The sequence below is a fragment of the Ketogulonicigenium robustum genome (assembly GCF_002117445.1).
Taxonomy (GTDB): Bacteria; Pseudomonadota; Alphaproteobacteria; order Rhodobacterales; family Rhodobacteraceae; genus Ketogulonicigenium; species Ketogulonicigenium robustum.
The window spans coordinates 1,138,880-1,164,212 of the sequence record NZ_CP019937.1 but is presented as its reverse complement, the minus strand read 5'-3'; the positions used below and the strand labels follow the sequence as shown (position 1 = coordinate 1,164,212).

Annotated in this window: 27 protein-coding genes and 1 tRNA gene; 13 read left to right on the top strand and 15 right to left on the bottom strand. The window is 61.9% G+C overall.

All coding sequences use genetic code 11. The annotated features are described in order from the left end of the window. Nucleotide 1 precedes the first annotated feature (1 nt). From secD to BVG79_RS05965, 7 genes are read left to right on the top strand one after another with little or no spacing between them, the layout of a single operon-like run. Nucleotides 2-1,666, top strand: a complete 1,665-nt coding sequence (secD, locus tag BVG79_RS05995) for a protein translocase subunit SecD (protein ID WP_085786087.1) — start codon at nt 2-4, stop codon at nt 1,664-1,666. Between the two features lies 1 nt (nt 1,667). Next, nucleotides 1,668-2,645, top strand: a complete 978-nt coding sequence (gene secF, locus BVG79_RS05990; protein ID WP_085786086.1) for a protein translocase subunit SecF — start codon at nt 1,668-1,670, stop codon at nt 2,643-2,645. 3 nt (nt 2,646-2,648) lie between these two features. After that, complete coding sequence (ccmA, locus tag BVG79_RS05985) at nt 2,649-3,272, top strand: heme ABC exporter ATP-binding protein CcmA (protein ID WP_085786085.1); 624 nt, start codon at nt 2,649-2,651, stop codon at nt 3,270-3,272. After that, nucleotides 3,269-3,925 (top strand): heme exporter protein CcmB, encoded by a 657-nt coding sequence (gene ccmB / locus BVG79_RS05980; RefSeq protein ID WP_085786084.1) that lies wholly within the window; start codon nt 3,269-3,271, stop codon nt 3,923-3,925. Before ccmA ends, ccmB begins: the two co-directional genes overlap by 4 nt. 51 nt (nt 3,926-3,976) lie before the next feature. Beyond that, nucleotides 3,977-4,714 (top strand): heme ABC transporter permease, encoded by a 738-nt coding sequence (locus BVG79_RS05975; RefSeq protein WP_085786083.1) that lies wholly within the window; start codon nt 3,977-3,979, stop codon nt 4,712-4,714. 3 nt (nt 4,715-4,717) lie between these two features. After that, nucleotides 4,718-4,876 (top strand): heme exporter protein CcmD, encoded by a 159-nt coding sequence (ccmD, locus tag BVG79_RS05970; RefSeq protein ID WP_085786082.1) that lies wholly within the window; start codon nt 4,718-4,720, stop codon nt 4,874-4,876. Continuing rightward, on the top strand, nt 4,873-5,406 hold the full coding sequence (locus tag BVG79_RS05965; protein ID WP_085786081.1) for a DsbE family thiol:disulfide interchange protein: 534 nt from the start codon (nt 4,873-4,875) through the stop codon (nt 5,404-5,406). The genes ccmD and BVG79_RS05965 overlap by 4 nt, the downstream gene beginning before the upstream one ends. Before the next feature lie 54 nt (nt 5,407-5,460). Here the strand turns inward: BVG79_RS05965 and acnA are convergent, their stop codons facing one another. Continuing rightward, nucleotides 5,461-8,217 carry an aconitate hydratase AcnA gene (gene acnA / locus BVG79_RS05960; RefSeq protein ID WP_085786080.1) on the bottom strand — a complete coding sequence of 919 codons (2,757 nt, stop codon included), beginning with the start codon at nt 8,215-8,217 and terminating at the stop codon, nt 5,461-5,463. Between the two features lie 289 nt (nt 8,218-8,506). On the opposite strand from acnA, the gene BVG79_RS05955 reads away from it, so the two are divergent. Beyond that, the gene (locus BVG79_RS05955) at nt 8,507-9,202 is read left to right on the top strand and encodes a DUF1223 domain-containing protein (RefSeq protein WP_085786079.1); all 696 of its coding nucleotides are present in this window, start codon (nt 8,507-8,509) and stop codon (nt 9,200-9,202) included. A gap of 5 nt (nt 9,203-9,207) precedes the next feature. On the opposite strand, the gene BVG79_RS05950 is transcribed toward BVG79_RS05955, so the two are convergent. From BVG79_RS05950 to BVG79_RS05915, 8 genes are all read right to left on the bottom strand, one after another. Then, nucleotides 9,208-10,278: a 2'-deoxycytidine 5'-triphosphate deaminase gene (locus BVG79_RS05950; protein WP_085786078.1), complete on the bottom strand. Its 1,071-nt coding sequence runs from the start codon at nt 10,276-10,278 to the stop codon at nt 9,208-9,210. Nucleotides 10,279-10,355: 77 nt separating this feature from the next. Further along, nucleotides 10,356-10,432 (bottom strand) — tRNA-Pro (locus tag BVG79_RS05945). 77 nt (nt 10,433-10,509) lie between these two features. Next, nucleotides 10,510-11,001, bottom strand: a complete 492-nt coding sequence (locus BVG79_RS05940; protein ID WP_085786077.1) for a MerR family transcriptional regulator — start codon at nt 10,999-11,001, stop codon at nt 10,510-10,512. 8 nt (nt 11,002-11,009) lie between these two features. Continuing rightward, entirely contained in the window at nt 11,010-11,309 is a 300-nt protein-coding gene (ihfA, locus tag BVG79_RS05935) for an integration host factor subunit alpha (RefSeq protein ID WP_085787278.1), read from the bottom strand. 70 nt (nt 11,310-11,379) lie between these two features. Further along, nucleotides 11,380-12,351, bottom strand: coding sequence for a beta-ketoacyl-ACP synthase III (locus BVG79_RS05930; RefSeq protein WP_085786076.1), 972 nt, complete (start codon nt 12,349-12,351; stop codon nt 11,380-11,382). A gap of 53 nt (nt 12,352-12,404) precedes the next feature. Continuing rightward, entirely contained in the window at nt 12,405-13,547 is a 1,143-nt protein-coding gene (plsX, locus tag BVG79_RS05925) for a phosphate acyltransferase PlsX (protein WP_418268948.1), read from the bottom strand. Nucleotides 13,548-13,575: 28 nt separating this feature from the next. Further along, nucleotides 13,576-13,782, bottom strand: coding sequence for a 50S ribosomal protein L32 (gene rpmF, locus BVG79_RS05920; protein ID WP_085786074.1), 207 nt, complete (start codon nt 13,780-13,782; stop codon nt 13,576-13,578). A 183-nt stretch (nt 13,783-13,965) separates the two neighbouring features. Next, nucleotides 13,966-14,520: a YceD family protein gene (locus BVG79_RS05915; RefSeq protein ID WP_085786073.1), complete on the bottom strand. Its 555-nt coding sequence runs from the start codon at nt 14,518-14,520 to the stop codon at nt 13,966-13,968. 124 nt (nt 14,521-14,644) lie between these two features. Here BVG79_RS05915 and BVG79_RS05910 point away from each other — a divergent pair, with 124 nt between their 5' ends. Beyond that, nucleotides 14,645-15,139 carry an outer membrane protein assembly factor BamE gene (locus BVG79_RS05910; protein ID WP_085787277.1) on the top strand — a complete coding sequence of 165 codons (495 nt, stop codon included), beginning with the start codon at nt 14,645-14,647 and terminating at the stop codon, nt 15,137-15,139. A gap of 30 nt (nt 15,140-15,169) precedes the next feature. On the opposite strand, the gene msrB is transcribed toward BVG79_RS05910, so the two are convergent. Beyond that, complete coding sequence (gene msrB, locus BVG79_RS05905; protein ID WP_085787276.1) at nt 15,170-15,592, bottom strand: peptide-methionine (R)-S-oxide reductase MsrB; 423 nt, start codon at nt 15,590-15,592, stop codon at nt 15,170-15,172. Nucleotides 15,593-15,670: 78 nt separating this feature from the next. Between msrB and BVG79_RS05900 the strand changes: the two genes are divergently transcribed. After that, a complete protein-coding gene (locus BVG79_RS05900) occupies nt 15,671-16,465 on the top strand; it encodes a GNAT family N-acetyltransferase (protein ID WP_085786072.1) in 795 nt (264 codons plus the stop codon). A gap of 31 nt (nt 16,466-16,496) precedes the next feature. Beyond that, complete coding sequence (locus BVG79_RS05895) at nt 16,497-18,308, top strand: ABC-F family ATP-binding cassette domain-containing protein (RefSeq protein WP_085786071.1); 1,812 nt, start codon at nt 16,497-16,499, stop codon at nt 18,306-18,308. A 9-nt stretch (nt 18,309-18,317) separates the two neighbouring features. Here the strand turns inward: BVG79_RS05895 and BVG79_RS05890 are convergent, their stop codons facing one another. Together BVG79_RS05890 and mazG are read right to left on the bottom strand one after the other, a co-directional pair. Beyond that, nucleotides 18,318-18,986, bottom strand: coding sequence for an outer membrane protein (locus BVG79_RS05890; RefSeq protein ID WP_085786070.1), 669 nt, complete (start codon nt 18,984-18,986; stop codon nt 18,318-18,320). Nucleotides 18,987-19,040: 54 nt separating this feature from the next. Beyond that, the gene (mazG, locus tag BVG79_RS05885; protein WP_085786069.1) at nt 19,041-19,880 is read right to left on the bottom strand and encodes a nucleoside triphosphate pyrophosphohydrolase; all 840 of its coding nucleotides are present in this window, start codon (nt 19,878-19,880) and stop codon (nt 19,041-19,043) included. Between the two features lie 62 nt (nt 19,881-19,942). Here mazG and BVG79_RS05880 point away from each other — a divergent pair, with 62 nt between their 5' ends. Together BVG79_RS05880 and speB are read left to right on the top strand one after the other, a co-directional pair. Further along, a complete protein-coding gene (locus tag BVG79_RS05880) occupies nt 19,943-21,103 on the top strand; it encodes a M20 aminoacylase family protein (protein ID WP_085786068.1) in 1,161 nt (386 codons plus the stop codon). Between the two features lie 3 nt (nt 21,104-21,106). Beyond that, nucleotides 21,107-22,066 carry an agmatinase gene (speB, locus tag BVG79_RS05875; RefSeq protein WP_085786067.1) on the top strand — a complete coding sequence of 320 codons (960 nt, stop codon included), beginning with the start codon at nt 21,107-21,109 and terminating at the stop codon, nt 22,064-22,066. 3 nt (nt 22,067-22,069) lie between these two features. On the opposite strand, the gene alr is transcribed toward speB, so the two are convergent. The 3 genes from alr to BVG79_RS05860 are packed head-to-tail and all read right to left on the bottom strand — an operon-like array spanning nt 22,070 to nt 25,330. After that, nucleotides 22,070-23,107, bottom strand: coding sequence for an alanine racemase (alr, locus tag BVG79_RS05870; RefSeq protein WP_085786066.1), 1,038 nt, complete (start codon nt 23,105-23,107; stop codon nt 22,070-22,072). A 33-nt stretch (nt 23,108-23,140) separates the two neighbouring features. Next, a complete protein-coding gene (locus BVG79_RS05865) occupies nt 23,141-24,643 on the bottom strand; it encodes a replicative DNA helicase (protein ID WP_085786065.1) in 1,503 nt (500 codons plus the stop codon). Between the two features lie 12 nt (nt 24,644-24,655). After that, the gene (locus tag BVG79_RS05860; RefSeq protein ID WP_085786064.1) at nt 24,656-25,330 is read right to left on the bottom strand and encodes an orotate phosphoribosyltransferase; all 675 of its coding nucleotides are present in this window, start codon (nt 25,328-25,330) and stop codon (nt 24,656-24,658) included. Nucleotides 25,331-25,333: the final 3 nt, after the last annotated feature.

Here is a 25,333-nt window from a genome sequence, read left to right as displayed (position 1 = left end):
AATGCAAATACCCCTTTGGCGCCGCATCCTGACATGGCTGGTGGTGATTTTGGGCGTGATGGCCGCTGTGCCAAACGCGTTCTACACCCGTGTCGAGCAGGCGAATGACGCCCGGAGTCAGATTTCATCCGGCGTTTCCAATGACGAATTGCAAAAAGCGGCTTCCGCTTGGCCATCTTGGATGCCAAGCGCGCTGGTCAGCCTCGGGCTGGACCTGCGCGGCGGCGCGCATTTGCTGGCCGAAGTGCAGCTCTCGCAAGTCTATGCCGAGCGTGTCGACGCCATGTGGCCGCAAGTTCGCGACCTGCTTGCGGGCGAACGCGACCGTCTGGGCTTTGTCCAGCGCGTCGAAGGCGGCGATCCTTCGGTGCTGCGCGTGCGCATTTCAAACGCCGATCAGGCCGCCCGCGCGGTCGAACTGGTGCGTACGCTGGCCCAGCCGGTCAGCAGCCTGACCAGCATCGGTGCCAGCGATCTGGATGTGCGCGCCGATAATGGCGTCGTCAGCATCAGCCTGTCCGAGGCCGAACGCGCCGCCACCGACGAGCGCACCATGCGCCAGTCGCTGGAGATTATCCGTCGCCGCGTCGACGAAGTCGGCACGCGCGAGCCGACGATCATCCGCCAAGGCACTGACCGTATTCTGGTGCAGGTGCCGGGCGTCGGCTCGGCCCAAGAGGTCAAGGATCTGATCGGCGCAACCGCGCGTCTAACCTTCCAGAACGTTGTCGGCACCACGGGCGACCCCAATGCCGTCGTCACCCCCGATCAGGAAGTGCTGCCCGATCGCGACCAACCCGGCCTTTATTACATCCTCGACCGCCAAGAGATCGTCTCGGGCGAGCAACTGGTTGATTCGCAACCATCGTTCGACCAGAACGGCCGCCCCGTCGTCAGCTTCCGGTTCAACCCCACGGGCGCGCGCGCCTTTGGCGAACATACCGCGCAGCACGTCGGCTCGCTTTTTGCGATTGTCCTCGACCACGAAGTCATCTCGGCCCCGCAAATCCGCGAACCCATTCCGGGCGGCTCAGGTAGCATTTCGGGCACGTTCAACGTCGAACAAACGACCAATCTGGCGGTGCTGCTGCGGGCAGGGGCGCTGCCCGCCGACCTGACCTTCCTGGAAGAACGCACCATCGGGCCGGAACTCGGCCAAGACAGTATCGACGCGGGCGTCCGCGCCGCCGTCATCGCCGGTATTCTGGTGATGGGGTACATGGTACTATCCTACGGACTGTTCTTCGGCATGGTTGCAAACGTCGCGCTGGTGCTGAACGTCACCATGATGCTGGGCCTGTTGTCCGTCATCGGCGCCACGCTGACCTTGCCGGGTATCGCCGGTATCGTGCTGACCATGGGCATGGCGGTCGACGCCAACGTGCTAATTTTCGAACGGATGCGCGAGGAAATCGCCCGCGGCAAAGCCCCGCGCCGTGTATTTGAATTGGGGTACGAAAAAGCCCTGTCGGCAATTACCGACTCGAACATCACATCGCTGATGATCGCCGTTATCTTGTATGTCATCGGCACCGGCGCCGTGCGCGGCTTTGCCGTCACGCTGGGCCTCGGCATCCTGACATCGCTGTTCACCGCCGTATTTGTGACGCGCCTGATCCTGGTGCACTGGTTCGAGCTGCGCAAACCGAAGAAGTTGGAGTTGTAAGATGGCGTTCCGTCTGAAACTGGTCCCCACCAAGACCTCGATCGACTTTTTCAAGTGGGGCGGCATGCCCACCTACGCCTCGTTCGCGCTGGCGGTGGCCTCGATCATCGCCGTGCTGACGATGGGCATGAACTACGGCATCGACTTCCTGGGCGGAACCACCATCCGCACGGAATCCAGCCAGAACGTCGAGATGTCGGAATACCGCTCGGCCCTCGATTCGCTGGAGCTGAGCGACGTGACCATCACGGAGGTTTTCGACCCTAGCTTCCGCGCAGATCAATTCGTTAAACAGGTGCGGATCCAGTCGGCCCAAGATACCGATGCCTCGAACGCGATGATCGCCGAGGTAGAGGCCGCCCTGCGCACCGTTGACCCGCAAGTGGTCTTCACCGCCGTCGAAACCGTAGGGCCTAAAGTCTCGGGCGAGCTGATCCAAACCGCGCTGCTGGCTGTTGCAGCATCGCTGATCGGGATCATGGCCTACGTTTGGCTGCGGTTCGAATGGCAGTTCGGCGCAGCCGCTGTGGTGGGCCTGTTCCACGATGCGGTGCTGACCGTCGGGCTGTTCTCGGTGCTGCAGGTCAAGTTTGACCTGACCATCGTGGCCGCGCTGCTGACGATCATCGGTTTTTCGATCAACGATACGGTGGTGGTGTTCGACCGCGTGCGTGAAATCCTGCGCCGCGACCAAAAGTCCTCGCTGCGTGAAATCCTGAACATCGCGCTGAATGAAACCCTCAGCCGCACGGTCATGACCACGCTGACGACAATGCTGGCGCTGCTGGCCCTCTATATCTGGGGCGGCGACGTCATCCGCGGCTTTGCCTTCGCGATGCTGTTCGGCGCGCTGGTCGGCGTTTACTCGACCGTGTTCATCTGTGCGCAATGCGTGCTGTGGCTGGGCGTCAAGCGCGACTGGGACAAAAAGCCGACCACCGGCCCCAGCGGGACGCAATTCCCGACCTCGACCGAGTAAGCCATGCTGACGGTCACGGGCCTTGCTTGCAGCCGGGGGGGGCTTCCCGTGCTCTCCGGCGTCAATTTCACATTGGCAGCGGGCGAGGCCCTTGTTTTGCGCGGCCCGAACGGCGCGGGCAAAACAACACTGCTGCGGGTTCTGGCCGGTTTGCAGCCAGCCGACGCGGGCGACATCGAAATGCCGCAAGGCGATAGCGCCTACGCTAGCCACGCCGACGGGGTGAAGTCCGCCCTCAGCGTGCGCGAAAATCTTCAATTCTGGGCCAGCCTCTATGGCGCACCGCTGGACGAAGGCGTGTTCGACGACTTCGATCTTGCCGCGTTGCACGACCGTCTGGCCGCTAACCTTTCGGCGGGGCAGAAGCGCCGCCTCGGCCTTGCGCGCCTTGGCGTGATCGGCCGCAAAATTCTGTTTCTGGACGAGCCGACCGTTTCGCTTGATCGCGCATCTGTGCAGCGCTTTGGCAACTGGGTGCGCGATCGTCACCTTGCACGGGGTGGCATCGCGGTAATCGCGACGCATATCGACCTCGGCCTTGAGGCGCGCGAGATCGACATCGCCACCTTCCGCGCCGATCCCGTGCAAACCACCGCGCTGCGCGGCAGTGACGAGGCTTTCCTGTGATCGCCCTTTTCATCCGTGACCTGCGCCTTGCCGTGCGCGCTGGCGGCGGCTTCGGCCTAGCTCTGGCTTTCTTCCTGATCGTGGTGATTCTGGTGCCGTTCGGCATCGGCCCGCAGGTCGAACTGCACGCCCGCGTCGCCCCGGGAATTCTTTGGGTAGGCGCGCTGTTGGCCGCGCTCCTCTCGCTCGACCGCATCTTCGCGCTTGACCACGAAGACGGCTCGCTACCGCTGATCGCCACCGCGCCCATCCCGCTCGAGGGGGTCTCGCTGGCCAAAGCTGCCGCGCATTGGGTCACCACGGGGCTGCCGCTGGTGGTGGTCGCGCCGGTTTTGGGTGTGTTGATGAACCTTCCGCCAGCGGGCTTCGGGTGGCTGTCGCTGTCGCTGCTGCTGGGCACGCCCGCGCTGTCGATGATCGGCACCTTTGGCGCGGCGCTGGTTGTCGGCGTACGCCGCGGCGGGCTGCTGATGTCGCTGCTGGTGCTGCCGCTTTACGTTCCGACGCTTATTTACGGTGCCGAAGTTGCCCGTCGCGGCACCGAAGGTTTCACCGTGCTTACACCGATCCTTTTGCTGGGGGCGATCAGCCTCGGATCGGTCGCTTTGCTGCCATTTGCCGCCGCGGCCGTGCTACGGGTCAATCTGCGGTGATCACGTCTCGGGCGCGATTGAGCCGCCCATAACCTTGGGGTATGAAAAGGCATGTCGATCTGGGAATATGCAAATCCGACCAAGTTCCTGAAAACCACGCAGCCCGTCATGCCGTGGATCACAGGGGCTGGCATTGTGGCGGTGACAGTCGCGCTGGTGTGGGGGTTCTTCTTCACGCCTGATGACTTCCGTCAGGGCTCAACCGTCAAAATCATCTACATCCACGTGCCCGCCGCGATGATGGCGATCAACGCGTGGGTGATGATGCTGGTGGCCTCGCTGATCTGGCTGATCCGCCGCCACCATGTCAGCGCGCTGGCAGCAAAGGCCATGGCCCCGATCGGCGTCAGCATGACCCTGATCGCGCTGGCCACGGGCGCCATCTGGGGCCAGCCGATGTGGGGTACATGGTGGGCGTGGGACCCGCGTCTGACATCATTCCTCATTCTGTTCTTGTTCTACCTCGGCTACATGGCCCTCTGGGCCGCGATCGAGGATCCCGATACCGCTGCTGACCTGACCGCCATCTTGTGCATCGTCGGTTCGGTCTTTGCGGTGCTGTCGCGCTATGCTGCCAGCTTCTGGAACCAGGGCCTGCACCAAGGCGCATCAGTCATCACCACCGACAAGAACACCGAAGTTTCCTCGGTCTTTTATCAGCCGTTGCTGATCGCGATTGCCGGGTTCTTCCTGTTGGTTCTGGGGCTGCTGCTGATGCGCACCGGAACCGAAGTCCGTAAACGGCGCGCCCGCGCGCTGCTGAACCGCGCCACGCGCGAAGGGGTGTAAGACATGTTTCCCGATCTTGGAAAATACGCCGTCGCCGTCCTTTCGGCCTATGGTGTGGCGCTGGCCGTGCTGATCGGCCTTGTGTGGCTTAGCATCACGCAAGACCGCAAGGCGCGCAAAGCGCTGAAACAACTTGAAGGCGAAGGTAGCCTGCACAAATGAAAATCAACCCGCTTGTCCTGATCCCGCCGCTGGTCTTCGCGGCGATTGCCGGATTCTTCGTCGTCGGCATGCTGCGCGAGAATGACGGCTTGCCGTCGACGCTGATCGGGCAGGCGGTGCCGACAACAGACATCGCGCCGCTGGGTGATCTGCCCCCGCTGACAGATGCGGCGCTGCGTGACGGGCAGGTAAAAGTGGTGAACTTCTGGGCCAGCTGGTGTGCACCTTGCCGGCTGGAACATCCGCAACTGATGGCGCTGGCCGAAGGCGGTTTGCCTGTCTACGGCGTGAACTACCGGGATGACCCGAACGACGCGCAAGCGTTCTTGCAGGAACTCGGCAACCCGTTCACGGCGATCGGAACCGACCCGCAGGCCCGCCTTGGTTTGGAATGGGGCGTCTACGGCGTGCCCGAAACTTTCCTTGTCGGCGGCGACGGCAAAATCATCCAGCGTATCGCGGGCCCGCTGGTCGGCGGTCTGTACGAGCGTCGCTTTATGCCCGCCCTGACGGCAGCCCTCGCCAATTAATTCTGAATACATCGCATTAAAAAAGCCCCGCAACTTATTGCGGGGCTTTTATTTTTACTGCTTGGCCAAGTTCCGTAGCACGTAGTGCAGAACACCGCCATTTTCCAGATATTCAATCTCGACCGCGGTATCGATACGGCTCTTGATCTGGATGGTTTTCACGCTGCCGTCGGCATAGGTGATGTGGCACGGCACCAGCGAGCGCGGCTCGATCTTGCCTTCCAGCCCTTCGATCTCGACAACCTCGTCACCCTTCAGGTTCAGGGTCTTGCGATTCTCGCCCGGCAGGAATTCAAACGGCACCACACCCATCCCGATCAAGTTTGAACGGTGGATCCGCTCAAAACTTTCGGCGATGACGGCTTTGACGCCCAGCAGGTTCGTCCCCTTGGCCGCCCAGTCACGGCTGGACCCCGCGCCATATTCGATGCCGCCAAAGATCACCAGCGGAACGCCGGCAGCCTGATACGCCATCGAGGCATCGTAGATGCTGGTCTGCTGCCCATCAGGCCCCAGCGTGTAGCCGCCCTCAACGCCGTCCAGCATCTCGTTCTTGATGCGGATATTGGCAAAGGTGCCACGCATCATGATCTCGTGGTTGCCACGGCGCGAGCCGTACGAGTTGAAGTCCTTCACCGCGACCTGACGCTCCAGCAGATACTGGCCTGCAGGTGTCGTCGCCTTGAACGAACCGGCGGGGCTAATGTGGTCGGTGGTGATCATGTCGCCCAAGATCGCCAAAATACGCGCGCCGCGAATATTCTGGATCGTGCCTTTTTCGGGCGACATCCCGCGGAAATAGGGCGGGTTCTGGATATAGGTCGACGTCGCCGGCCACGTATAGGTCTCGGTATCGGTCGTCTCGACGTTCTGCCAGTTTTCGTCGCCTTTGAACACATCGGCATATTTGGTCAAGAACGCTTGACGCGTGACGGTCGCTTCGACCAGCTCGGCAATCTCTTGCTGCGTCGGCCAGATGTCTTTCAGGAACACGTCCTTGCCCTCGGGCGTTTGGCCGATGGGGTCTTGCGTCAGGTCGATGTTCAGGTCGCCCGCAATGGCATAGGCCACCACCAGCGGCGGCGAGGCAAGGAAGTTCGCCCGCACATCGGGGCTGATGCGGCCCTCAAAGTTGCGGTTGCCCGACAGCACAGCGGTTGCGACCAGATCGTTTTCGTTGATCGCCTTGGAAATGGCCGGGTCACCGAGCGGGCCGGTGTTGCCGATGCAGGTCGTGCAGCCATAGCCCACAAGGTTAAACCCTATAGCATCCAAATCTTCTTGCAGACCAGCAGCTTGCAGGTATTCACCCACGACTTGGCTGCCGGGTGCCAGCGATGTCTTCACCCACGGCTTGCGGTTCAGGCCCAAGGCGCGCGCCTTGCGCGCCACCAGACCCGCGCCGATCATCACATAGGGGTTCGACGTGTTGGTGCAGCTGGTGATCGCGGCAATCACAACCGATCCGTCGCGGATGGTGAAATCCTTGCCCTCGACCCCAACGGTCTTGCGCGCATCCACCGGCGCCGCGACAATGCCGCCGCCTTCGGATGTCATATCCTTGGCGTCATCGGTCACGTCGATGCCGCGGTAATCCGCCACGACCTTATAAAACGCACGGGCGCTGTCGGTCAGGGCCAAGTAGTCCTGCGGCCGCTTCGGGCCCGAAATCGCCGGAACGATCTCGCCCATGTCCAAGCTGAGGGTCGAGGTGTAGATCGGGTCGTAGCCCTCATCGCGCCACATGCCGTTTGCCTTGGCATAAGCCTCGACAAGGGCGATACGATCTTCGTCGCGGCCCGTGTTGCGCAGGTAGCGCAGCGTTTCGCCGTCGATGGGGAAGAAGCCGCAGGTCGCGCCGTATTCGGGCGCCATGTTGGCAATCGTCGCGCGGTCGGCCAAAGGCAGGTGGTCCAACCCCTCGCCATAGAACTCGACGAACTTGCCGACCACGCCGTGTTTGCGCAGCATCTGCACAACCTTCAGCACCAGGTCAGTCGCGGTGGTGCCTTCAACCATCTTGCCGGTCAGTTTGAAGCCCACAACCTCGGGAATCAGCATCGACACGGGCTGGCCCAGCATCGCGGCCTCGGCCTCGATCCCGCCGACGCCCCAGCCCAGAACGGCCAAACCGTTCACCATGGTCGTGTGCGAATCGGTGCCAACCAGCGTGTCGGGGTAGGCGACCAGCTCGCCATTCTGGTCCACATCGGTCCAGACGGTCTGCGCCAGATATTCCAGGTTCACTTGGTGGCAAATGCCAGTCCCGGGTGGCACCACGCGGAAGTTGCGGAAGGCGTTTTGGCCCCATTTCAGGAACTGGTAGCGTTCCATATTCCGTTCATATTCCAGATCGACGTTGCGCTGGAACGCCCGCGGGTTGCCGAAATCGTCAATCATGACCGAGTGGTCAATGACCAGATCGACCGGGTTCAGCGGGTTGATCTTTTGTGCGTCGCCGCCCAGGCCCAAAATACCGTCGCGCATCGCGGCCAGATCGACCACGGCGGGCACGCCGGTGAAATCCTGCATCAGCACGCGGGCAGGGCGATAGTTGATCTCGCGCGGGTTCTGGCCGCCATTCTTGGCCCATTCCGCAAAGGCGGCGATCTCGTCCACCGCAACCGAGAACCCGTTGTCCTCAAAGCGCAGCAGGTTTTCCAGCACCACCTTCAACGATGCGGGCAAACGCGAGAAATCCCCAAGGCCTGCCTCTTGCGCGGCGGCGATGGAATAATACGACAGGCTCTGACCGCCGACGGTCAGCTTGCGCCGACTTTTGGCGTTATCGAGGCCAACAGTGATGGGCATAGGGATCCCCTTCTGGCTTTGTGGCTGGGCTGCTAACGGTTTGCACGATGGCCGCAGGCTTATCAACACCGGCGGCATCCATGACTGGACAATTCAAGGGTATACACTGGTATACAAACGCCGAAAAGGCCTTTCGATCAAAACTTTCGCAGCAATCGGCGCAAGGAACGATCACCCCGACCGCGCGAAAGGGTGATCCGTTGCGTCAACGCGGTCGCGGGGGCTTGATTGGCAAACCCGCATGCGATGGGTTAGCACTGCGCCAGAGGTTACAAGAGGGTCGCCGCCGATGAAGTACATGCTGGGATTGGTCGCTGCGATTGCCGTTTCGGCAAGCGCTGCCGCCGCCGAAGACGTCTCGCCCGTTGTGGTCGAACTCTACACGGCGCAGGGCTGCGCGGCTTGTCCCCCGGCAGATGTGGTGCTTTCCAAACTGCGTGAGATGCCGGGGGTGATCCCGTTGGCCATGCACGTTGATTATTGGGATTATATCGGTTGGGTCGATGCCTTCGGGCAGGCCGCCTTCACCCAGCGCCAGAACGCCTATGCCGACATCCGGCGCGAGCGGTACATCTACACCCCGCAAATGGTGGTCGACGGCGCGCGCGCTGTTCTGGGCGGCGATGGAATGGCCGTGATGAACGCGATTTCCGCCGCGCGCGAGGCCCCGCGCCCCGTGCAATTACAGGCGCTGCGCGATGGAAACACCCTGCATATCGCGGCCACTCGGCAGGGCGATGGGGCCGACCTGATCGTCCAGCTAGTGCGCTACATCCCCGAAGCGGTCGTCCAGATCGAAGGGGGCGAGAACGCGGGCCAGACCCTGACCTACGTCAATATCGTGACCGACCTCGACCAGCTGGGGGCGTGGACAGGTGCCGCCCCGCTTGACATCGACCAACCGATCGAGGGCGACGCCCCCGCAGTGGTGATTTTGCAAGAAAGCGGCCCCGGTCGCATTATCGCGGCGGCCGAGGTCAAGTAATCCGCCTAGCGGAAGTGCTTCGACAACTTCAGGCCCTGACCTTGGTAATTCGAAGCGATGCCCTGTCCGTATAGCTGCTGGGGCGTCGCGGCCATCTGCTCGTATACCAGCCGCCCGACAATCTGCCCATGCTCTAGCGCAAAGGGCGATTCATGGCACCGCACCTCCAACACCCCGCGCGAGCCTGCGCCGCCCGCTGCAGCATAGCCGAAACCGGGATCGAAAAAGCCTGCGTAATGCACGCGAAACTCGCCCACCATCGCAAGATAAGGGGCCATCTCGGCGGCATAGTCGGGCGGGATGCAAACCGCCTCGCGGCTGACCAGAATATAGAACGCGCCGGGGTCCAGAATGATCTGCCCGTCGCGCGTGCGGATCTCCTCCCAAAAGGCGGCGGGGTCGTAATGGCCGATAAGGTCCAAGTCGATGACGCCCGTATGCGGCTTGGCGCGATAGCCCACCAAATCGCCGTCCGTCGGCGCCAGATCGACCGAAAAGGCCAGCCCGTCCGAAATTACCGGCGCGCCATCCACCAGCGGCACGCGGGCGTGCAGCGCCCGCAGCGCCCCGTCATCCAACCGCGCGCTGCCCGACCGGAACCGGATTTGGTTCAGCCGCATGCCGCTGCGCACCAGAACCGAAAACGACCGCGGGCAAATCTCGGCATAAAGCGGGCCATGGTAGCCTGCAGGAATACGGTCGAACTCGGTCCCGCCATCGGTGATCGTCCGCGTCAGCAAATCCAGCCGCCCGGTCGAGCTTTTCGCATTCGCCACCGCCGAGACATCGTCGGGCAGGGCCAGCGATTCTTGCAGCGGCACCAGATAAACGCAGCCCTTTTCCAGCACCGCTCCATCGGTCAAATCCATCCGGTGCATCTCAAACGCGGGCAGGCGGGCCGCAATGCTGCGCCCATCACCGGCCAAAAACGACGCGCGCACCCGATAGGCCACCGCGCCCAAGCGCAAGTCCAGGCTGGCCGGCTGCAACTGCCCCGTCACCAGCGGGGCGGCCGTTTGAATGGCACCTGCCGCGATCATGGCTTGAATCTGTTGGTTGGGCAGAACGCCTGTCATCGGGCCTCGCATTTGCAAATCACATGAAGCGGATATGAAAAAGCCCATCAAGGCAAGAACCTTGATGGGCTTTTTTATGGTCGGGCTAGCAGGACTTGAACCTGCGACCTTCCGCCCCCCAGACGGACGCGCTACCAGGCTGCGCTATAGCCCGACTAAGGGCCTTATCAGTGGTTTCGCCGCGAAGTTCAAGGGTAATTTCACCTTACCTTGCGGCGCTTTTTCATAGCCTTACGCGGCACTCAACATCTTGGCGCGCAAAGCCTCCAGCCGCGACAACGCCTCGGACAATGCTGCGCCATCGCGCACATCAGGCGCGATATGGCTGGCCGTCCACAGCAGGCTAGGGCGCGCCTCGGGGATGGGGCGATAGACGATAGCCTTAACGACAGGCGTCTGCTTGCGCGGCTGCGGAACGGGGCGAAACGCCAGACCCTTGGGTTGTTCGCCCAGCGAGGCCACATATTTCGCGCCTTGTTCGCGAATCAACTTCTGCGCACCCTTGATCGTCAAACCCTGATCGCGCAGCAAGACCTTGATTCCCGACAAAAGCGCCATGTCGTCGGGCCTATAGTACCGCCGCCCACCCGCGCCTTTGACGGGGTGGATCTGGGAAAACTTGCTTTCCCAAAACCGCAGCACATGCGTCGGCAAATCCAACCATTCGGCGACTTCGCTGATGGTGCGGAATGCCGTTTCGGCCTTATCGCGACTTGCCGCCACGACGACCCTCAGGAATCGCCGTGCGCGACGCGCTCTTTCATCAGGTGCGACGACCGGAAGGTCAGAACGCGGCGCGGGTTGATCGGCACTTCGATCCCCGTCTTGGGGTTGCGCCCCACACGCGCCGACTTGTCGCGGACCGAGAACGTCCCGAACGACGAAATCTTGACCGACTCACCGGCAACCAGTGCGTCGGAAATATGCTGTAGAACCGACTCGACCAAACTGGCGCTGTCGTTGCGCGACAGGCCCACTTGGGCGTGGACGGCTTCTGCAAGATCCATTCTCGTCAGTGTTTTTTCAGACATGGCCATCTCCTGCTTTCAGGCAAAGACTAGGGCAGATGTATTTTTCAAGTCAACTAAGACAATTAGACAGTTACCAGCGGATCGCGGCTGCGCCCCACGCCAGCCCGCCACCGATTGCCTCGACCACGACGACATCACCGGCCTTCAGCTTGCCTTCGGCACTGCCAACCGACAGCGCCAGCGGGATCGACGCGGCAGAGGTGTTGCCGTGATCTTGCACCGTCACGATCACTTTTTCCATCGGCACATCCAGCTTCTTGGCGGTCGCCTGAATAATGCGGATGTTGGCCTGATGGGGGACGACCCACGTGATATCTTCCTCGGCAAGGCCCGCTTTCGCAACAGCGGTCTGCGCAGTTTGTGCCAGCTTTTCAACAGCGTGGCGGAAAACCTCGCGGCCTTCCATCTTCAAATGCCCGGTCAGGCCCGTCGATGTGCCGCCATCGACATACAGCAGGTCGCGGTAGCTGCCATCCGAATGCAGGTCGGTCGCCAGAATGCCGCGATCGGCACTGGTGCCGTCGCCTTCCTGCGCCTCGAGGATGAGCGCACCCGCGCCATCGCCGAACAACACGCAAGTCGCGCGGTCGGTCCAATCCAGCAGGCGCGTAAACGTTTCGGCCCCGATCACCAGCACCCGCTGCGCCTGACCCGAAACGATCAACGCATTGGCATTGCTCAGCGCATAAATGAACCCCGCGCAAACGGCTTGCACGTCAAACGCGAATCCACTGGTCATACCCAGACGCTGCTGCACCATGGTCGCGGTCGAGGGGAACGTTAGGTCAGGGGTCGCCGTCGCCACGATGATCGCGTCGATATCGCCCGCAACCAAACCAGCGTTTTCCAGCGCTGCGCGGGCGGCTGCTGCGCCCATGTCCGCCGTGCCTTCGCCCTCGGCGGCAAAGTGGCGCCGCTCGATCCCCGATCGGCTGCGGATCCATTCATCGGTGGTATCCAGCGACGCTTCAAATTCGGCGTTCGGCACGACCCGAGCGGGCAGGTAATGGCCCACACCCTTGACTACTGCGCGTAGCGGCATTGCTTTGGCTCCGTTATTGCGTCGTGGCCGCCGGTCGGTCCGGCGGCGTATTGTCATGCGTCGGCGGGGTCCGCCGAATCGTCAGACTGCTCAAGTCCCTGCGTAAAGCTGGCACTGGTGGCCAGCCGCGCTGCGACCCGTTCGGTAAAGCCCATACGGGCCAAATCATAGGCTTGCGAGATCGCTGCCGCAAAGCTGGTAGCGTCCGAGGAGCCGTGGCTTTTCACAACCGTCCCGTTCAAGCCCAGAAATACACCCCCGTTTACACGGCGAGGGTCCATCTGGTGGCGGAATTTCTTCAGCGCACCATAGGCCAGAATCGCGGCCAGTTTCGACAGGATATTCGTGCCGAACATATCGCGCAGCATCTTGCCGACCAAGCGGGCGGTGCCTTCGCCGGTCTTCAGCGCGACATTGCCCGTGAAGCCGTCGGTCACAATCACATCGACCTTGTCCGACGGAATGTCACCGCCCTCGACAAACCCGACATAGGTGAAGCCGCCAGCGCCCTGCGCCTGTAGCAACAGCTCGTGGGCCTCGCGCAACTCGGCGCGGCCTTTGTGTTCTTCGGTGCCGACATTCAGCAGGCCAACGCGCGGCCCTTCCAAATTCAGCCCGTTGCGCGCATAAGACGCGCCCATAAAGGCGTAGTTCAGCAAATCGGGCGCATCGGCCTTCAGGTCGGCACCCGCATCCAGCAGAATATTAAAGCCTGATGGGTTCAGCGACGGCCACATGCAGGCAATGGCAGGGCGCTTGACGCCAACGGCGCGGCGCAGCCGCATCGTCGACAGCGCCATCAGCGCGCCCGTATTGCCGCAGGAAATACACGCCGCAGCCGCCCCGTCACGCACAGAGTCCAACGCCGACCACATGGATGTAGCCTTGCCGGTGCGCACGATATGGGCGGGTTTATCAGTCATCTGCACCACATCATCGGCGTGGATGATCGTAATGCGGTCTTTCACGGGCAGCGCGGCGACCAGTGGGGTCAGCGTCGCAGTGTCACCGTGCAACAGGATACGCGCATCCGCACGATCCTTCATAAACAGTCCGAGGCCCGCGACAACAGCCGCAGGCCCCTTGTCGCCGCCCATGGCGTCGACAGAAATTACAATCTCGCGACCGTCATCGCCAGCACCCATGGGTGCCGCGGTCTGGCTGGCCTGCGCGGAAGCGCCACTTTGGGGATCCATCGTCATAGCCGGCCAGTCAAGCGTTTGCTTATGCCGCGTCTTCGTCGATATCGACTTGGGCCGAAACGGCAACGACTTCACGCGAGTCGTAGTGGCCGCACGACGGGCAAACGTGGTGCGGGCGCTTCAGCTCGCCACAGTTGCTGCACTCGTTCGGGTTAGCAGCGACCAAAAAGTCATGCGCACGACGCATGTTGCGGCGCGACTTGGAGATTTTATTCTGAGGGACAGCCATGTCACAAACCCCGGTTAGATGGGCGCATACAAGGCCCTGATTTCGAATGGTCGCTTTCGCGATCTGGCGCGTCTTTAACGCGTTTGAATCCCAGTGTCGAGAAGCGACGTGAATGAAGACCGCTACATAACCTTCGCGCGGTGTTTGGCAAGGAAAATCTTGCCGCACCACCACAAGATAGGGTTATTCGCCGTCACTTTTTGTCAATTTGTCGCGCAATCCGGCCAATCCAGCAAAGGGTTTGCGGGTCTGGCCGTCGTTTTCATCGAAATCGGGGTCGGTATCGATGTTCAGGGGGGCAACCCCTGGCGCACGTGGGAAAAGAGGCAGGGCCAGCGACAGGGCCTCGATCATGACTTCCGCCAGGTCAAGGTTCTGGGGCAGGGGTTCGATTGTGTCATCCTCGGGCATTTCGACCTCGCCACTGGCCGCTTCGCTGTAATCGGCCAGATAGTTCCGCTCGACCTCTTGGTCGATGCGCGTGGTCACGGGGGCAAAGGTCACAACGCAGTCCTGCACGACGGTCGCGCCCAAGTGGCCCGCAAAATGCCAGTCATGGCGGCCCTTGGGCGTTAGCGTGCCTTCAAAGCGCAGCTTTTTGATCGCGTTGATATCCAGCGCCGCAGCAATCGCGGTGCGGGCGGCGTAATCGGGCTGGATGTCAAAGTGGTGCGCCTTGCGACCAGAGACCTCGGGCAGGCGGACGATGTGGCGGGGGATTGCCGGTTGGTCGGTCATGGAACGCTCCTTCAGGGTCAGGCGTGACAGAGTTTCTTGAAAAACCCTGCATCTGTCATGTAATGCCTTTTGTAACATGCGGGATATGTGGCATGAATGTTTGCGGCAAGGGGGCTTTGACGCGATGGAAATTGAAATCTCGCAACGTCGCAAGGTCAAGGCCGGTCTGATGCGCAGCATGCGTATCGCACTGGCGGCCGGTGCGCTGGTGGCAACGGTGGCTTGCGTGCCGATGTATCGCAACCACGGCTATGTGCCGACCGACGAAATGGTCAGCGCGCTGACGGTGGGCCGCGACACGCGCGCCAGTGTAATCGCCGCGATTGGCGAGCCTGCGGCCCAAAGCGTGCAAAACGCGGCGGCCTTCTACTATGTACAAAGCCGATTCGAAACTTACGGCGCCTTCGCCCCGCGCGAAATCGACCGTCAGGTCTTGGCCGTCACCTTCGATAACGCGGGCGTTGTGCGCAATATCACCCGCTACGGCTTGGCCGACGGCAATGTCGTCACCCTGTCGCGCCGTGTCACCGACGATCTGGGCGATGACGCCACATTCGTGCGCCAGCTGCTGGGCAACTTCGGCCGCGTCAACGCCGCCAGCATGCTCGGCGAGGAATAATCCCCGCCGAACGATGGGAAAGCGGGGGGCTTAGCCCTTCGCGTTCTCTTCCTCGAACCGCAGCGCGACGCCGTTGATGCAATAGCGCAACCCCGTTGGCAGCGGTCCATCGGGGAACACATGCCCCAAATGCGCGCCGCACTGGTCGCAATGCACCTCGGTCCGCACCATGAAGTGGCTGCGGTCGACGGATTCGCCTACCTCGGCCCCCTCGCTGGGCTGCGTAAATGACGGCCAGCCGCAACCCGCGTTGAACTTGTCATCAGCCTTGAACAGCGGCGCACCGCAGCACACGCAATAATACGTCCCCGCGACTTCGGGAAAGTCGTCATGGGTAAAGGGACGCTCGGTCGCGTGGTTGCGGGTCACTTCATAAGCAAGTTCCGACAGCTGGGCCCGCCATTCGGCTTCAGTCTTTACTATTTTGTTCAATATCGTTTCCCCTTCTGTCATATTGAACATGAATATAGGTATCGGCACGTTTTATGCCAAGCGGCGGCGCAATCCGCCAAGTCTTGTGGAGGCAGCCGTATGCAAGTGCTTTTCAATCCTATCACAAGTGCACAGTACTGGGCCGGTTTTTCCGAAGATCCCGCGCTGGTTGACGCGGCGCAGGCGCTGCGTTGGGCCAGCTTTCATGCCGAAGGCGGCGATGGGCGCGACAGCGACGCGGTCGATGCGCATTGCAAACACCTGATGGTCGTCGACATGACGACAGGGCAATTGGTCGGCTACACGCGCATCATAGTGCTGCACGATGCGATCAGCCTGTCGCACAGCTATACCGGCCAGTTTTACGACCTGCTGCCGGTGATGGCGCTGCAGGGCGCTGCGCTGGAACTGGGGCGGTTCTGCCTTGCCCCCGATTGCCACGACCCGCGCGTCGTCAAACTGATCTGGGCGTCGCTGCTGTCGATTGCCGATGAAAACGGGGTGGGGCGCATGATCGGCTGTTCCTCATTCAAGGGGGCCGACCCGCAGCTGCACGTCGCGGGCCTGACCTTTCTGGCCGCCCACCACCTAGGGCAACCGCACGAGCGCCCCGGCCGCCGCGCGCCGCAGATCTACCCCTATGGCGATGCGCTGCGCGGCGCCCCCGTGGACGAGCTTAAGGCCCGCCGCCAACTTCCGCCCCTGCTGCGATCCTACCTTCAAATGAATGGATGGGTCAGCGACCACGCGGTGATCGACAACGATTTGGATACGATCCACGTCTTCACCAACGTCGAATGGCGCGGCGTCCCGCCAGTGCGGCTGCAAGGTCTGCGCCAGATCATCGCACGCGGGCGAACCACAATCGGCACGGCCGCGCTTGAAGGGGCTTGAAACAGCGCCGCGCAAGCTTTAGCAGCCGCGCATGGCACGTGCACCTTTGCTCCAACTTGGCGACATCTCCCTGACTTTCGGGGGCGATCCCGTCTTTCATGACCTCAGCCTCAACGTTCAGCCGGGCGATCGTATCGCGCTGGTCGGGCGCAACGGCTCGGGTAAATCCACCTTGATGAAGCTGATGGCAGGTCTGATCGAACCTGACCGTGGCCAAGCCGTGCGCGGCCCAGGCGTCAGCGTCGGATATATGGAGCAAGACCCCTCGTTCGAGGGCTTCGCCACACTGGGCGATTACGCCGCATCCGGCCTGCCCGAGGGCGAGGAATACCGCGTTGCGCTGGTTGCCGAAGGTCTGGGCTTCGACCCCGACCGCGCCCCCGACACCGCATCAGGCGGCGAGCGTCGCCGTGCCTCGCTGGCCAAACTTCTGGCTGAAGCGCCCGAATTGATGCTGCTGGACGAGCCGACCAACCACCTCGACATTTCGGCCATCGCTTGGCTGGAGCAGCAGTTGAAAGACACCAAGGCCGGCTATGTCATCATCAGTCACGACAGGGCCTTCCTGCGTAACCTGACCCGCGCCACGCTGTGGCTGGATCGCGGCGAAGTGCGCCGCCAAGATCGCGGCTTCGAAAATTTCGAAATCTGGCGCGATGCCGTTTGGGAAGACGAAGACGCCGCCCGCCACAAGCTGGACCGCAAAATCAAGGCCGAGGCGAAATGGGCGGTCGAGGGCATTTCAGCCCGCCGCAAACGCAACATGGGCCGCGTGCGCGCCCTGCAAGACCTGCGGGCCGAACGCTCGGCCCAGATCCGTCGCCAAGGCACTGCCGCAATGGCGCTGGAAAGCGGCTCGACCTCGGGCCGCAAGGTGATTGAGGCCGAAGGCCTGACCAAAATTTTCGGCGAAAAAATCATCGTCAAGGATTTCGACCTAACGGTGATGCGCGGCGACCGCGTGGCCTTCGTTGGCCCGAATGGAACCGGAAAAACAACACTTATCAATATGTTGCTCGGTAAAGTTGAACCTGATTCCGGCACGGTCAAGCACGGCACCAACCTGCAGATCGCCGTGTTCGACCAAACCCGCGCGGCGCTCGACCCCGATGCGACCTTGTGGGAAAGCCTGACAAGCGACCCCGAAATGCGCGTGTCGGGCAAGGCCGATCAGGTGCTGGTGCGCGGTCAACCCAAGCACGTCGTCGGCTACCTCAAGGAATTCCTGTTCGACGAGGGGCAAGCCCGCGCGCCTGTGCGTTCGCTCTCGGGGGGTGAAAAAGCGCGCCTGCTGCTGGCCCGCCTGATGGCCCGCGAAAGCAACGTGCTGGTCATGGACGAGCCGACCAACGACCTCGACATCGAAACGCTTGATTTGCTTCAAGAAATCCTCGACGGATATGACGGCACCGTGCTGCTGGTCAGCCACGACCGCGACTTCCTCGACCGCGTCGCAACCACCACCATTGCCATGGAAGGCGGCGGCCAAGCCGTAGCCTTCGCCGGCGGTTGGAGCGATTATCTCGCGCAGCGCGGCATCGACGAAGCAACCGCTATGGCCGACGCGCCCAAGGCAAAACCCGCCGCCCGCGCCGCAACGCCCGACGCACCGAAGAAGACCGGTCTCAGCTTTACCGAAAAGAAACGCCTCGAAGCCCTGCCGGGTGTCATGGACAAGCTGAACGCCGAAATCGGCAAGCTCAACGATCTACTCTCGGACGCCGATCTGTTCACCCGCGAGCCGGTGAAGTTCCGCAAAGCGTCCGAAATGCTGGCCGAACGCCAAGCAACCCTCGACGCCGCCGAGGTCGAGTGGCTAGAGTTGGAAGAAAAGGCGGGTTAATCTACCGCTTTAAAAGCGGTAGTTAACACCTATGGTAATATTAGAAAAATCGAGATCTGCGGTCACAACATCGTTCTCGAACTTGCCGCTAAAGCTGCGCAGTTCCAAATAGCCCGACAGATTGTAGCCGATCTGCGTCTCAAAACCGCCACCGTAGGTCAGTGCGCCCACGGTGTCATCATAGGTGCCGGCGGGCATCGTCAAGCTGGCATCCATCCAGCTATAGCCAGCCAAGCCGTAGACCATCACACCGCCCACGTCATATCCAACGCGTAGGGCGGCGGTGGTGGTGCTATCGACCTTGGTCTCCCAGCTAACGACAGATGCAGATTGGGCAATAACGCGATCAGTTCGGTCCTCAAACCAGCTGCGCTTTACATCGACCAGCGCACCGTAAACCATGTTGCCGCTGCGAATATCAAAACCGGCGCGCAAACCAACCGCCATCCCGGCGGGCGAGCTAAACTTCTTGGTTCCCAGCGCCAGCTCGAACGCATCTGCCAGATCGCCGGTCGCATCCATTTCGCCATTGCCGCGTTCCAGCAAAACACCGGCATAAAGGCCCGAAAATGCCAAAACAGGACTACCCGTCACAATCCGTGGCCCGCCATAGCTTTGTGCGGCTGCGGCAAGGGGAAGCGTGCTGGCGACGCACAGGGCAATAAGCGGCAGTTTCATGGCGTACCTTGAGGTTGGGATTCTGCGCCATTCAACCGTGATTGCGTAGTTACGTCAACCTTTTGCAGCCTTCTCGGCGCGGCGGATCGTGTTCCAGTGGGCGTCCATTTCTTCCAGCGACGCGTCATGCGGCGTTTTCCCCGCGCGGGCCAGTTCAGCCTCGATAAATGCAAAGCGGCGGGTAAACTTATCATTGGCGCGCCGCAGCGCAGCCTCGGGGTCCAGCCCGAGATGGCGGCCCAGATTGGTCATGACGAACAGCATATCGCCATATTCCTCGTCCAGATCGTCGGGGCCCAAACTGTCGCGCGCCTCGGCCAACTCGCCCGCTTCCTCGGTCAGCTTTCCAAGTACCTGCCCAATGTCGGGCCAATCAAACCCAACGCGCGCGGCGCGGTTTTGCAGCTTCGTCGCGCGCATCAGGGCAGGCAGCCCCAGCGCGACGCCATCCAAAACGCCCTTTTGCGCTTTGCCCGCGCGCTCGGCCGCCTTGATGACTTCCCAATCTTCCACCTGCTGGTCGGCGGATTTCGCGTTCGACTGCGCGCCGAACACGTGCGGATGGCGCAAAACCATCTTGTCCGAAATTGCCTTCACCACGTCAACCAAAGCGAAATGGCCTGCCTCGCGCGCCATTTGGGCGTGAAACACGGTCTGAAACAGCAAATCGCCCAACTCGCCGCGTAGCTCGGGCCAGTCTTCCTGCGCGATGGCGTCGGCAACCTCGTAGCCTTCCTCAATCGTGTGGGGCGCGATGCTGGCAAAGGTCTGTTCAATATCCCACGGGCATCCGCTGACCGGATCGCGCAGGCACGCCATGATATGTTCCAGCCGCTGGATCTGCGTCGCCAGATCGGCGGTTTCGTCATGGATAAGGACTGTGTTCGGGACCATTGCGATACTCGTGTCAAAAGGCGATAGTCCAGCATAGACCGTGCTTTATCGAAGGTGAACCCATGCCCGTTATCAATAGTATCGCCAGTTTTTCCGACGAGATGACCCGCTGGCGGCGTCACCTGCATCAAAACCCCGAAATCAGCTTTGATTGTGTGGAAACTGCGGCCTTCGTGGCCGAGCAGCTGCGCAGCTTCGGGGTGGATGAAATTCACACCGGCATCGCGAAAACCGGTATCATCGCCCTGATTCACGGGCGCGAGGCTGGCCCCGTCGTCGGCCTGCGCGCCGATATGGACGCGCTGCCGCTGACCGAGATTACCGGCGTCGACTATGCCTCGACCACCCCCGGAAAAATGCACGCCTGCGGCCACGACGGCCACACGACCATGCTGCTGGGCGCCGCCAAATATCTGGCCGAGACGCGCAATTTCGCAGGTACCGTCGCGCTGATCTTCCAGCCTGCGGAAGAAAACGGCGGCGGCGCGGGCGTTATGGTCGATGAAGGCGTCCTCGACCGCTTTGCCATCGCCGAAGTCTACGCCCTGCACAACCAGCCCGGCCTGCCGCTTGGCCATTTTATGACGACAGCCGGCCCGATCATGGCCGCTGTCGACACGTTCGACATCAACATTACCGGACGCGGCGGCCACGGTGCCAAACCGCACCAAACCCGCGACCCCATCGTCGCAGCCGTCGGAATTGTCCAAGCGTTTCAAACGATAGTCAGCCGGAATCACAATCCGGTCGAGGACCTTGTCGTGTCGGTCACGCAAATCCACACCGGCAGCGCCGATAATATCATCCCCGAAACCGCCTATATCAACGGCACTGTCCGCACCTTCAACAAAGACGTGCAGGCCATGGTCATCACGCGGATGGAAGAAATCGTCGCGGGCCAAGCTGCAGCCTATGGGGTCGAGGCGACGCTGACCTACAACCGCAACTATCCCGCCACCATTAACGACGCCGCCAAAGCCGCCATCGCTGCCGAAGTCGCGGGCGAGGTCGGCCTCGGGGTCAACCCGAACGGCTCGCGCGGGATGGGGGCCGAGGATTTCTCGTATTTCCTCGAAAAGCGCCCGGGTGCCTACCTGTTCGTCGGTAATGGCGACAGCGCGGGCCTTCACAACCCCGCCTATAATTTCAACGACGAGGCCGCGCCCTACGGCGCATCGTTCTTGGCCCGCATGGCAGAACGCGCCTTGCCGTTAAAGGGCTGATCCATGGCGCTCGAAGATGCCAAATCGCAAGTTGATCAGGCGTTTACACGCCAATCTTTGCGTGGGCTCTCACATGAAAATGCCTTCGGTGGTGCGGTCTCTTTTCTGCGCCGCTGCTATACCAAGGACCTGAGCGGGGTCGATCTGGCGATCACGGGGGTGCCCTTCGATCAGGCGGTCACGCACCGCACCGGCCCACGTTTTGGCCCCCGCGCCCTGCGCGAGGCCTCGGCGTTGCAACCCTACGACCCGCCTTACGGCTGGGGGTATGATCCACTGTCGGCGCTGTCCGTGGTCGATTACGGTGATCTGGCCTTCGATTACGCGAAAACCGCCGCCTTTCCGGCGGCGCTTACCGCGCATATTCGCGGCATTTTGGCCGCTGGCGTCGGCACGATCACGCTGGGGGGCGACCATTTCATCACGCTGCCCATCCTGCGGGCTTATGCTGAAAAGTTCGGCCCGCTCTCGGTGCTGCACTTCGACGCGCATTCCGACCTCTGGCAAGACGACGACCCCGACCGGATCGACCACGGCACCTTCATGTACAAAGCCGTGCGCGAGGGGTTGGTCGACGTCACCCGCTCATTGCAGATCGGCATCCGCACCGAATGCGTGGATTACCTCGGCATGCCGTATATCGACGCCCGCACTGTCCACGAACGGGGCAGCGCATGGGTTGTCGCGCAGGCCAAGGCGCAGGTCGGCAACAATCCCGTCTACCTGACATTCGATATCGACGCCCTCGATCCCGCCTTTGCACCGGGAACGGGCACGCCCGTCTGGGGCGGCCTTGCCAGCTGGCAGGCCGCCGCCATTTTGCGTGATCTGGCGGGTATCAATCTGGTCGGCGGCGATGTCGTCGAGGTCTCGCCCCCCTTCGACCCATCGGGCGTGACCGCCGTTGCCGGCGCCCACGTCGCGATGGAGCTGATCGCCCTTTATGGCTGGACGCGCCGCTAGGCCTTAGCCGCCAATATATTGGCGGTTATAGCGCGCGCCCATCGATGTCATAATCTCGTACCCAATCGTCTTGGCAGTTTCTGCCAAGACATCAACACCTTGCTGCGGCCCGATCAGGCAAAGCGATGCAGGCTCGTCGGACAGATCGGTAATATCGACCGTGATCAGATCCATCGAGATTCGGCCGATCAGCGAGCAGGGCTGCTCGCCATGCCAAAACTGCGCGCCGTTCCCCAACGCGCGCTGCAAGCCGTCGGCATATCCTGCCGCCAGCGTCGCCACGCGGGTTGGGCGCTTGGCTTGCCATGTGTTGCCATAACCCACAACTTCGCCCTCGATCAGCGCGCGCGTCTGGATCACGGGAATGTCCAGCCGCAGCGGGTTTTTCCCTGCACCAAAGGGCGCGGCGCCGTAAAGGCCAATGCCCGGGCGCACCACATCGAAATGATAGGCCGGCCCCAACAAAATACCGCCCGTCGCCGCCAGCGAACGTGCAACGCGCATGCCCTCGGTCATCTGGTTGAAAAGGTCCAACTGATAGGCGTTCATCGGGTGGTCAACCTCGTCGGCGCAGGCCAGATGGCTCATGATCAGGCGGGGGCCTGCGGCCAAAACCTCGTCCGTGACGGCGGCCCAATCATCCCACTCGAACCCCAGACGGTTCATGCCGGTATCCAGTTGAATGGCAAACGGGCGCCCCGGCAGCGTGTCGAACTGGCGGCGCAACTGTGCGGGCGAATTCAACACCGGCGTCAAATTCAGCTGCCGGATTAGCGCTGTGTCCGTCTCGCCATGGCCCGACAGCACGAAAATCTCGGCCCCAGGGCCTGCGGCCTCGCGCAGCGCAACGCCTTCCTCGGCCACAGCGACAAAGAATTTGCGCGCCCCCGCCGCCGCCAGCGCCGCCGCTACGCGGGGCACGCCCGTGCCATAGGCGTCTGCCTTCATCACCGCAGCGGTCTCGGCACGGGTCATCGCCGCCAGCGCGCGCCAGTTGGCAACAATGGCATCCAGATCGATTGTCAAAGTTCCTGTAGTCATGTCCTGCCGCTTTTCTTCTTTGGGTCGTGTCGGTTAGAAGTCGCCCGACGCGCCTTCCTGCCACGGTTTTATAAGATTTCCAAAGCGCGTGAAACGCCCTTCGAAGCTGAGGTCAACCGACCCGATCGGCCCGTGACGCTGCTTGCCGATGATCACCTCGGCGCGCCCGTGCAGACGGTCCATATCCTCTTGCCACTTGGCCATCTTGTCCATCTCGTGATCGCCGGGCTTTTCGCGTTCTTTGTAATACTCCTCACGGAACACGAACATCACCACGTCGGCGTCCTGCTCGATCGAGCCTGACTCGCGCAGGTCGGATAGCTGCGGGCGTTTATCCTCGCGCGATTCCACCTGACGCGACAGCTGCGACAGTGCGATCACCGGCACGTTCAATTCTTTCGCGATAGCCTTCAGGCCCTGCGTGATTTCCGACACTTCGTTCACGCGGCTGTCTTTCGCGCTGGCGGGGCGCACCAACTGAAGGTAGTCGACGAACAACACATCCAACCCGTGCGTCCGCTTCAGGCGGCGGGCGCGGGCGGCCAACTGGCTGATCGGCAGCGCAGGCGTGTCGTCGATGTACAGCGGGCAGGATTCCAGCGCCTTTGCCGCCTCAACAAAGCGGCGGAACTCGGCCTCGGTCATATCACCGCGCCGGATCTGCTCGGACGGGATCTCAGCGGCCTCGGACAAGATACGGGCGGCCAGCTGCTCGGCCGACATTTCAAGGCTGTAAAAGCCGACGACACCGCCGTTGACCGCGCCTTCGCTGCCATCATGGCGAATGCCGCGCTGGTAGGCCTTGGCCACGTTAAACGCGATGTTCGTCGCCAGCGATGTCTTACCCATCGACGGTCGACCCGCCAAAATCAGCAAGTCGGAATTGTGCAGGCCGCCCAGCTTTTTGTCCAAATCTGCAAGGCCCGTCGACAAACCCGCCAAGCCGCCATCGCGCTGGTAGGCTGCATTCGCCGTCTCAACAGCCTCGCGCAACGCGCTGAGGAAGCTGGTAAAACCGGACTCGGCATTGCCTTGCTCGGCCAGTTTATACAGCCGCTGCTCGGCAGATACGATCTGCTCTTTGGGGTCGGTCTCGGCCTCGAACGTCTTGGCTTGCGCCGAAATGTCTTGCCCCAGCCGGATCAGCTCGCGCCGCACGGCCAGATCGTAAATCATCTGCGCATAATCGCGCGCGGCAAAGGCGGAAATCGCAGCGCCGGCAAGGCGGGCCAGATAAGCGGTGCCGCCCAGCTCGCGTAGGCCCGAGTCATCCTCGAAAAACGGCTTCAGAGTCACGGGCGATGCCAGCGCATTGCGGGTGATCCGCTGGGCTGCGACCTCGAAAATGCGGGCGTGGACGGGGTCATAGAAATGCTCGGGGCGAATGATCATCGCCACGCGGTCATAAACCTCGTTATTCGTCAGGATCGCGCCGAGCAGTTGCTGCTCGGCCTCGATCGCTTGGGGCATGGGGTCTTCGGCCGGTGCTTGCGCCAGTGGTGTGCCATCAGGGGAAAAGGCGCTGATGTCGTTCATGCCCGTGGGTCCTTATGCGTGTGCGGCCTGCCAAGCGGCAGGATCGTTCAGGAAGCTTTCGACGCCGGCCAAGGTCTCGGTGTCGAACAGGTTTTGCGCGCGGGCCTCGGCCAGAACGTCCCACCATGTGCACAGATAATGCAGCTTGATGCCCGCATCGCCCAGCGTTTCGTGCACGCCTTTGTAGATGTCATAATAGAAGATTACCGCCGTATGGCCACAGGTCGCGCCGGTCTCGCGGATGGCATCGACGAACGACAGCTTCGAGCCACCGTCGGTGGTCAGATCCTCGACCAGCAGCACGCGCTGGCCTTCGGTCATCGCGCCTTCAATACGGGCGTTGCGGCCGTAGCCTTTGGGCTTTTTGCGCACATAGGTCATCGGCAGGGCCATGCGTTCGGCGACAAAAGCCGCAAACGGGATGCCTGCAGTTTCGCCGCCCGCGATGTTGTCGAACGCCTCGAACCCTGCGTCGCGCATGACGGTGATGGTCAGAAAGTCCATCAGGGTCGAGCGGATGCGCGGGTAGGAAATCAGCTTGCGGCAGTCGATATAGGTCGGGGCCTTTTTGCCGCTGGCGTGGATGAAGGGCTCGCGCGCGTTGAAGTGCACGGCGCCGATTTCCAGCAGCATGCGGGCCGACAGGCGGGCGATTTCTTCCTTGGGCGGGAACGAGGTAGGGATCATCTT

Excerpts from the sequence above, each read along its gene's own strand:
- secD (WP_085786087.1), top strand. The coding sequence starts at position 2 with ATGCAAATACCCCTTTGGCGCCGCATCCTGACATGGCTGGTGGTGATT.
- secF (WP_085786086.1), top strand. The coding sequence starts at position 1,668 with ATGGCGTTCCGTCTGAAACTGGTCCCCACCAAGACCTCGATCGACTTT.
- ccmA (WP_085786085.1), top strand. The coding sequence starts at position 2,649 with ATGCTGACGGTCACGGGCCTTGCTTGCAGCCGGGGGGGGCTTCCCGTG.
- BVG79_RS05975 (WP_085786083.1), top strand. The coding sequence starts at position 3,977 with ATGTCGATCTGGGAATATGCAAATCCGACCAAGTTCCTGAAAACCACG.
- ccmD (WP_085786082.1), top strand. The coding sequence starts at position 4,718 with ATGTTTCCCGATCTTGGAAAATACGCCGTCGCCGTCCTTTCGGCCTAT.
- BVG79_RS05965 (WP_085786081.1), top strand. The coding sequence starts at position 4,873 with ATGAAAATCAACCCGCTTGTCCTGATCCCGCCGCTGGTCTTCGCGGCG.
- acnA (WP_085786080.1), bottom strand. The coding sequence starts at position 8,217 with ATGCCCATCACTGTTGGCCTCGATAACGCCAAAAGTCGGCGCAAGCTG.
- BVG79_RS05955 (WP_085786079.1), top strand. The coding sequence starts at position 8,507 with ATGAAGTACATGCTGGGATTGGTCGCTGCGATTGCCGTTTCGGCAAGC.
- BVG79_RS05950 (WP_085786078.1), bottom strand. The coding sequence starts at position 10,278 with ATGACAGGCGTTCTGCCCAACCAACAGATTCAAGCCATGATCGCGGCA.
- ihfA (WP_085787278.1), bottom strand. The coding sequence starts at position 11,309 with ATGTCTGAAAAAACACTGACGAGAATGGATCTTGCAGAAGCCGTCCAC.
- BVG79_RS05930 (WP_085786076.1), bottom strand. The coding sequence starts at position 12,351 with ATGCCGCTACGCGCAGTAGTCAAGGGTGTGGGCCATTACCTGCCCGCT.
- plsX (WP_418268948.1), bottom strand. The coding sequence starts at position 13,547 with ATGGATCCCCAAAGTGGCGCTTCCGCGCAGGCCAGCCAGACCGCGGCA.
- rpmF (WP_085786074.1), bottom strand. The coding sequence starts at position 13,782 with ATGGCTGTCCCTCAGAATAAAATCTCCAAGTCGCGCCGCAACATGCGT.
- BVG79_RS05915 (WP_085786073.1), bottom strand. The coding sequence starts at position 14,520 with ATGACCGACCAACCGGCAATCCCCCGCCACATCGTCCGCCTGCCCGAG.
- BVG79_RS05910 (WP_085787277.1), top strand. The coding sequence starts at position 14,645 with ATGGAAATTGAAATCTCGCAACGTCGCAAGGTCAAGGCCGGTCTGATG.
- msrB (WP_085787276.1), bottom strand. The coding sequence starts at position 15,592 with ATGACAGAAGGGGAAACGATATTGAACAAAATAGTAAAGACTGAAGCC.
- BVG79_RS05900 (WP_085786072.1), top strand. The coding sequence starts at position 15,671 with ATGCAAGTGCTTTTCAATCCTATCACAAGTGCACAGTACTGGGCCGGT.
- BVG79_RS05895 (WP_085786071.1), top strand. The coding sequence starts at position 16,497 with ATGGCACGTGCACCTTTGCTCCAACTTGGCGACATCTCCCTGACTTTC.
- BVG79_RS05890 (WP_085786070.1), bottom strand. The coding sequence starts at position 18,986 with ATGAAACTGCCGCTTATTGCCCTGTGCGTCGCCAGCACGCTTCCCCTT.
- mazG (WP_085786069.1), bottom strand. The coding sequence starts at position 19,880 with ATGGTCCCGAACACAGTCCTTATCCATGACGAAACCGCCGATCTGGCG.
- BVG79_RS05880 (WP_085786068.1), top strand. The coding sequence starts at position 19,943 with ATGCCCGTTATCAATAGTATCGCCAGTTTTTCCGACGAGATGACCCGC.
- speB (WP_085786067.1), top strand. The coding sequence starts at position 21,107 with ATGGCGCTCGAAGATGCCAAATCGCAAGTTGATCAGGCGTTTACACGC.
- alr (WP_085786066.1), bottom strand. The coding sequence starts at position 23,107 with ATGACTACAGGAACTTTGACAATCGATCTGGATGCCATTGTTGCCAAC.
- BVG79_RS05865 (WP_085786065.1), bottom strand. The coding sequence starts at position 24,643 with ATGAACGACATCAGCGCCTTTTCCCCTGATGGCACACCACTGGCGCAA.
- BVG79_RS05860 (WP_085786064.1), bottom strand. The coding sequence starts at position 25,330 with ATGATCCCTACCTCGTTCCCGCCCAAGGAAGAAATCGCCCGCCTGTCG.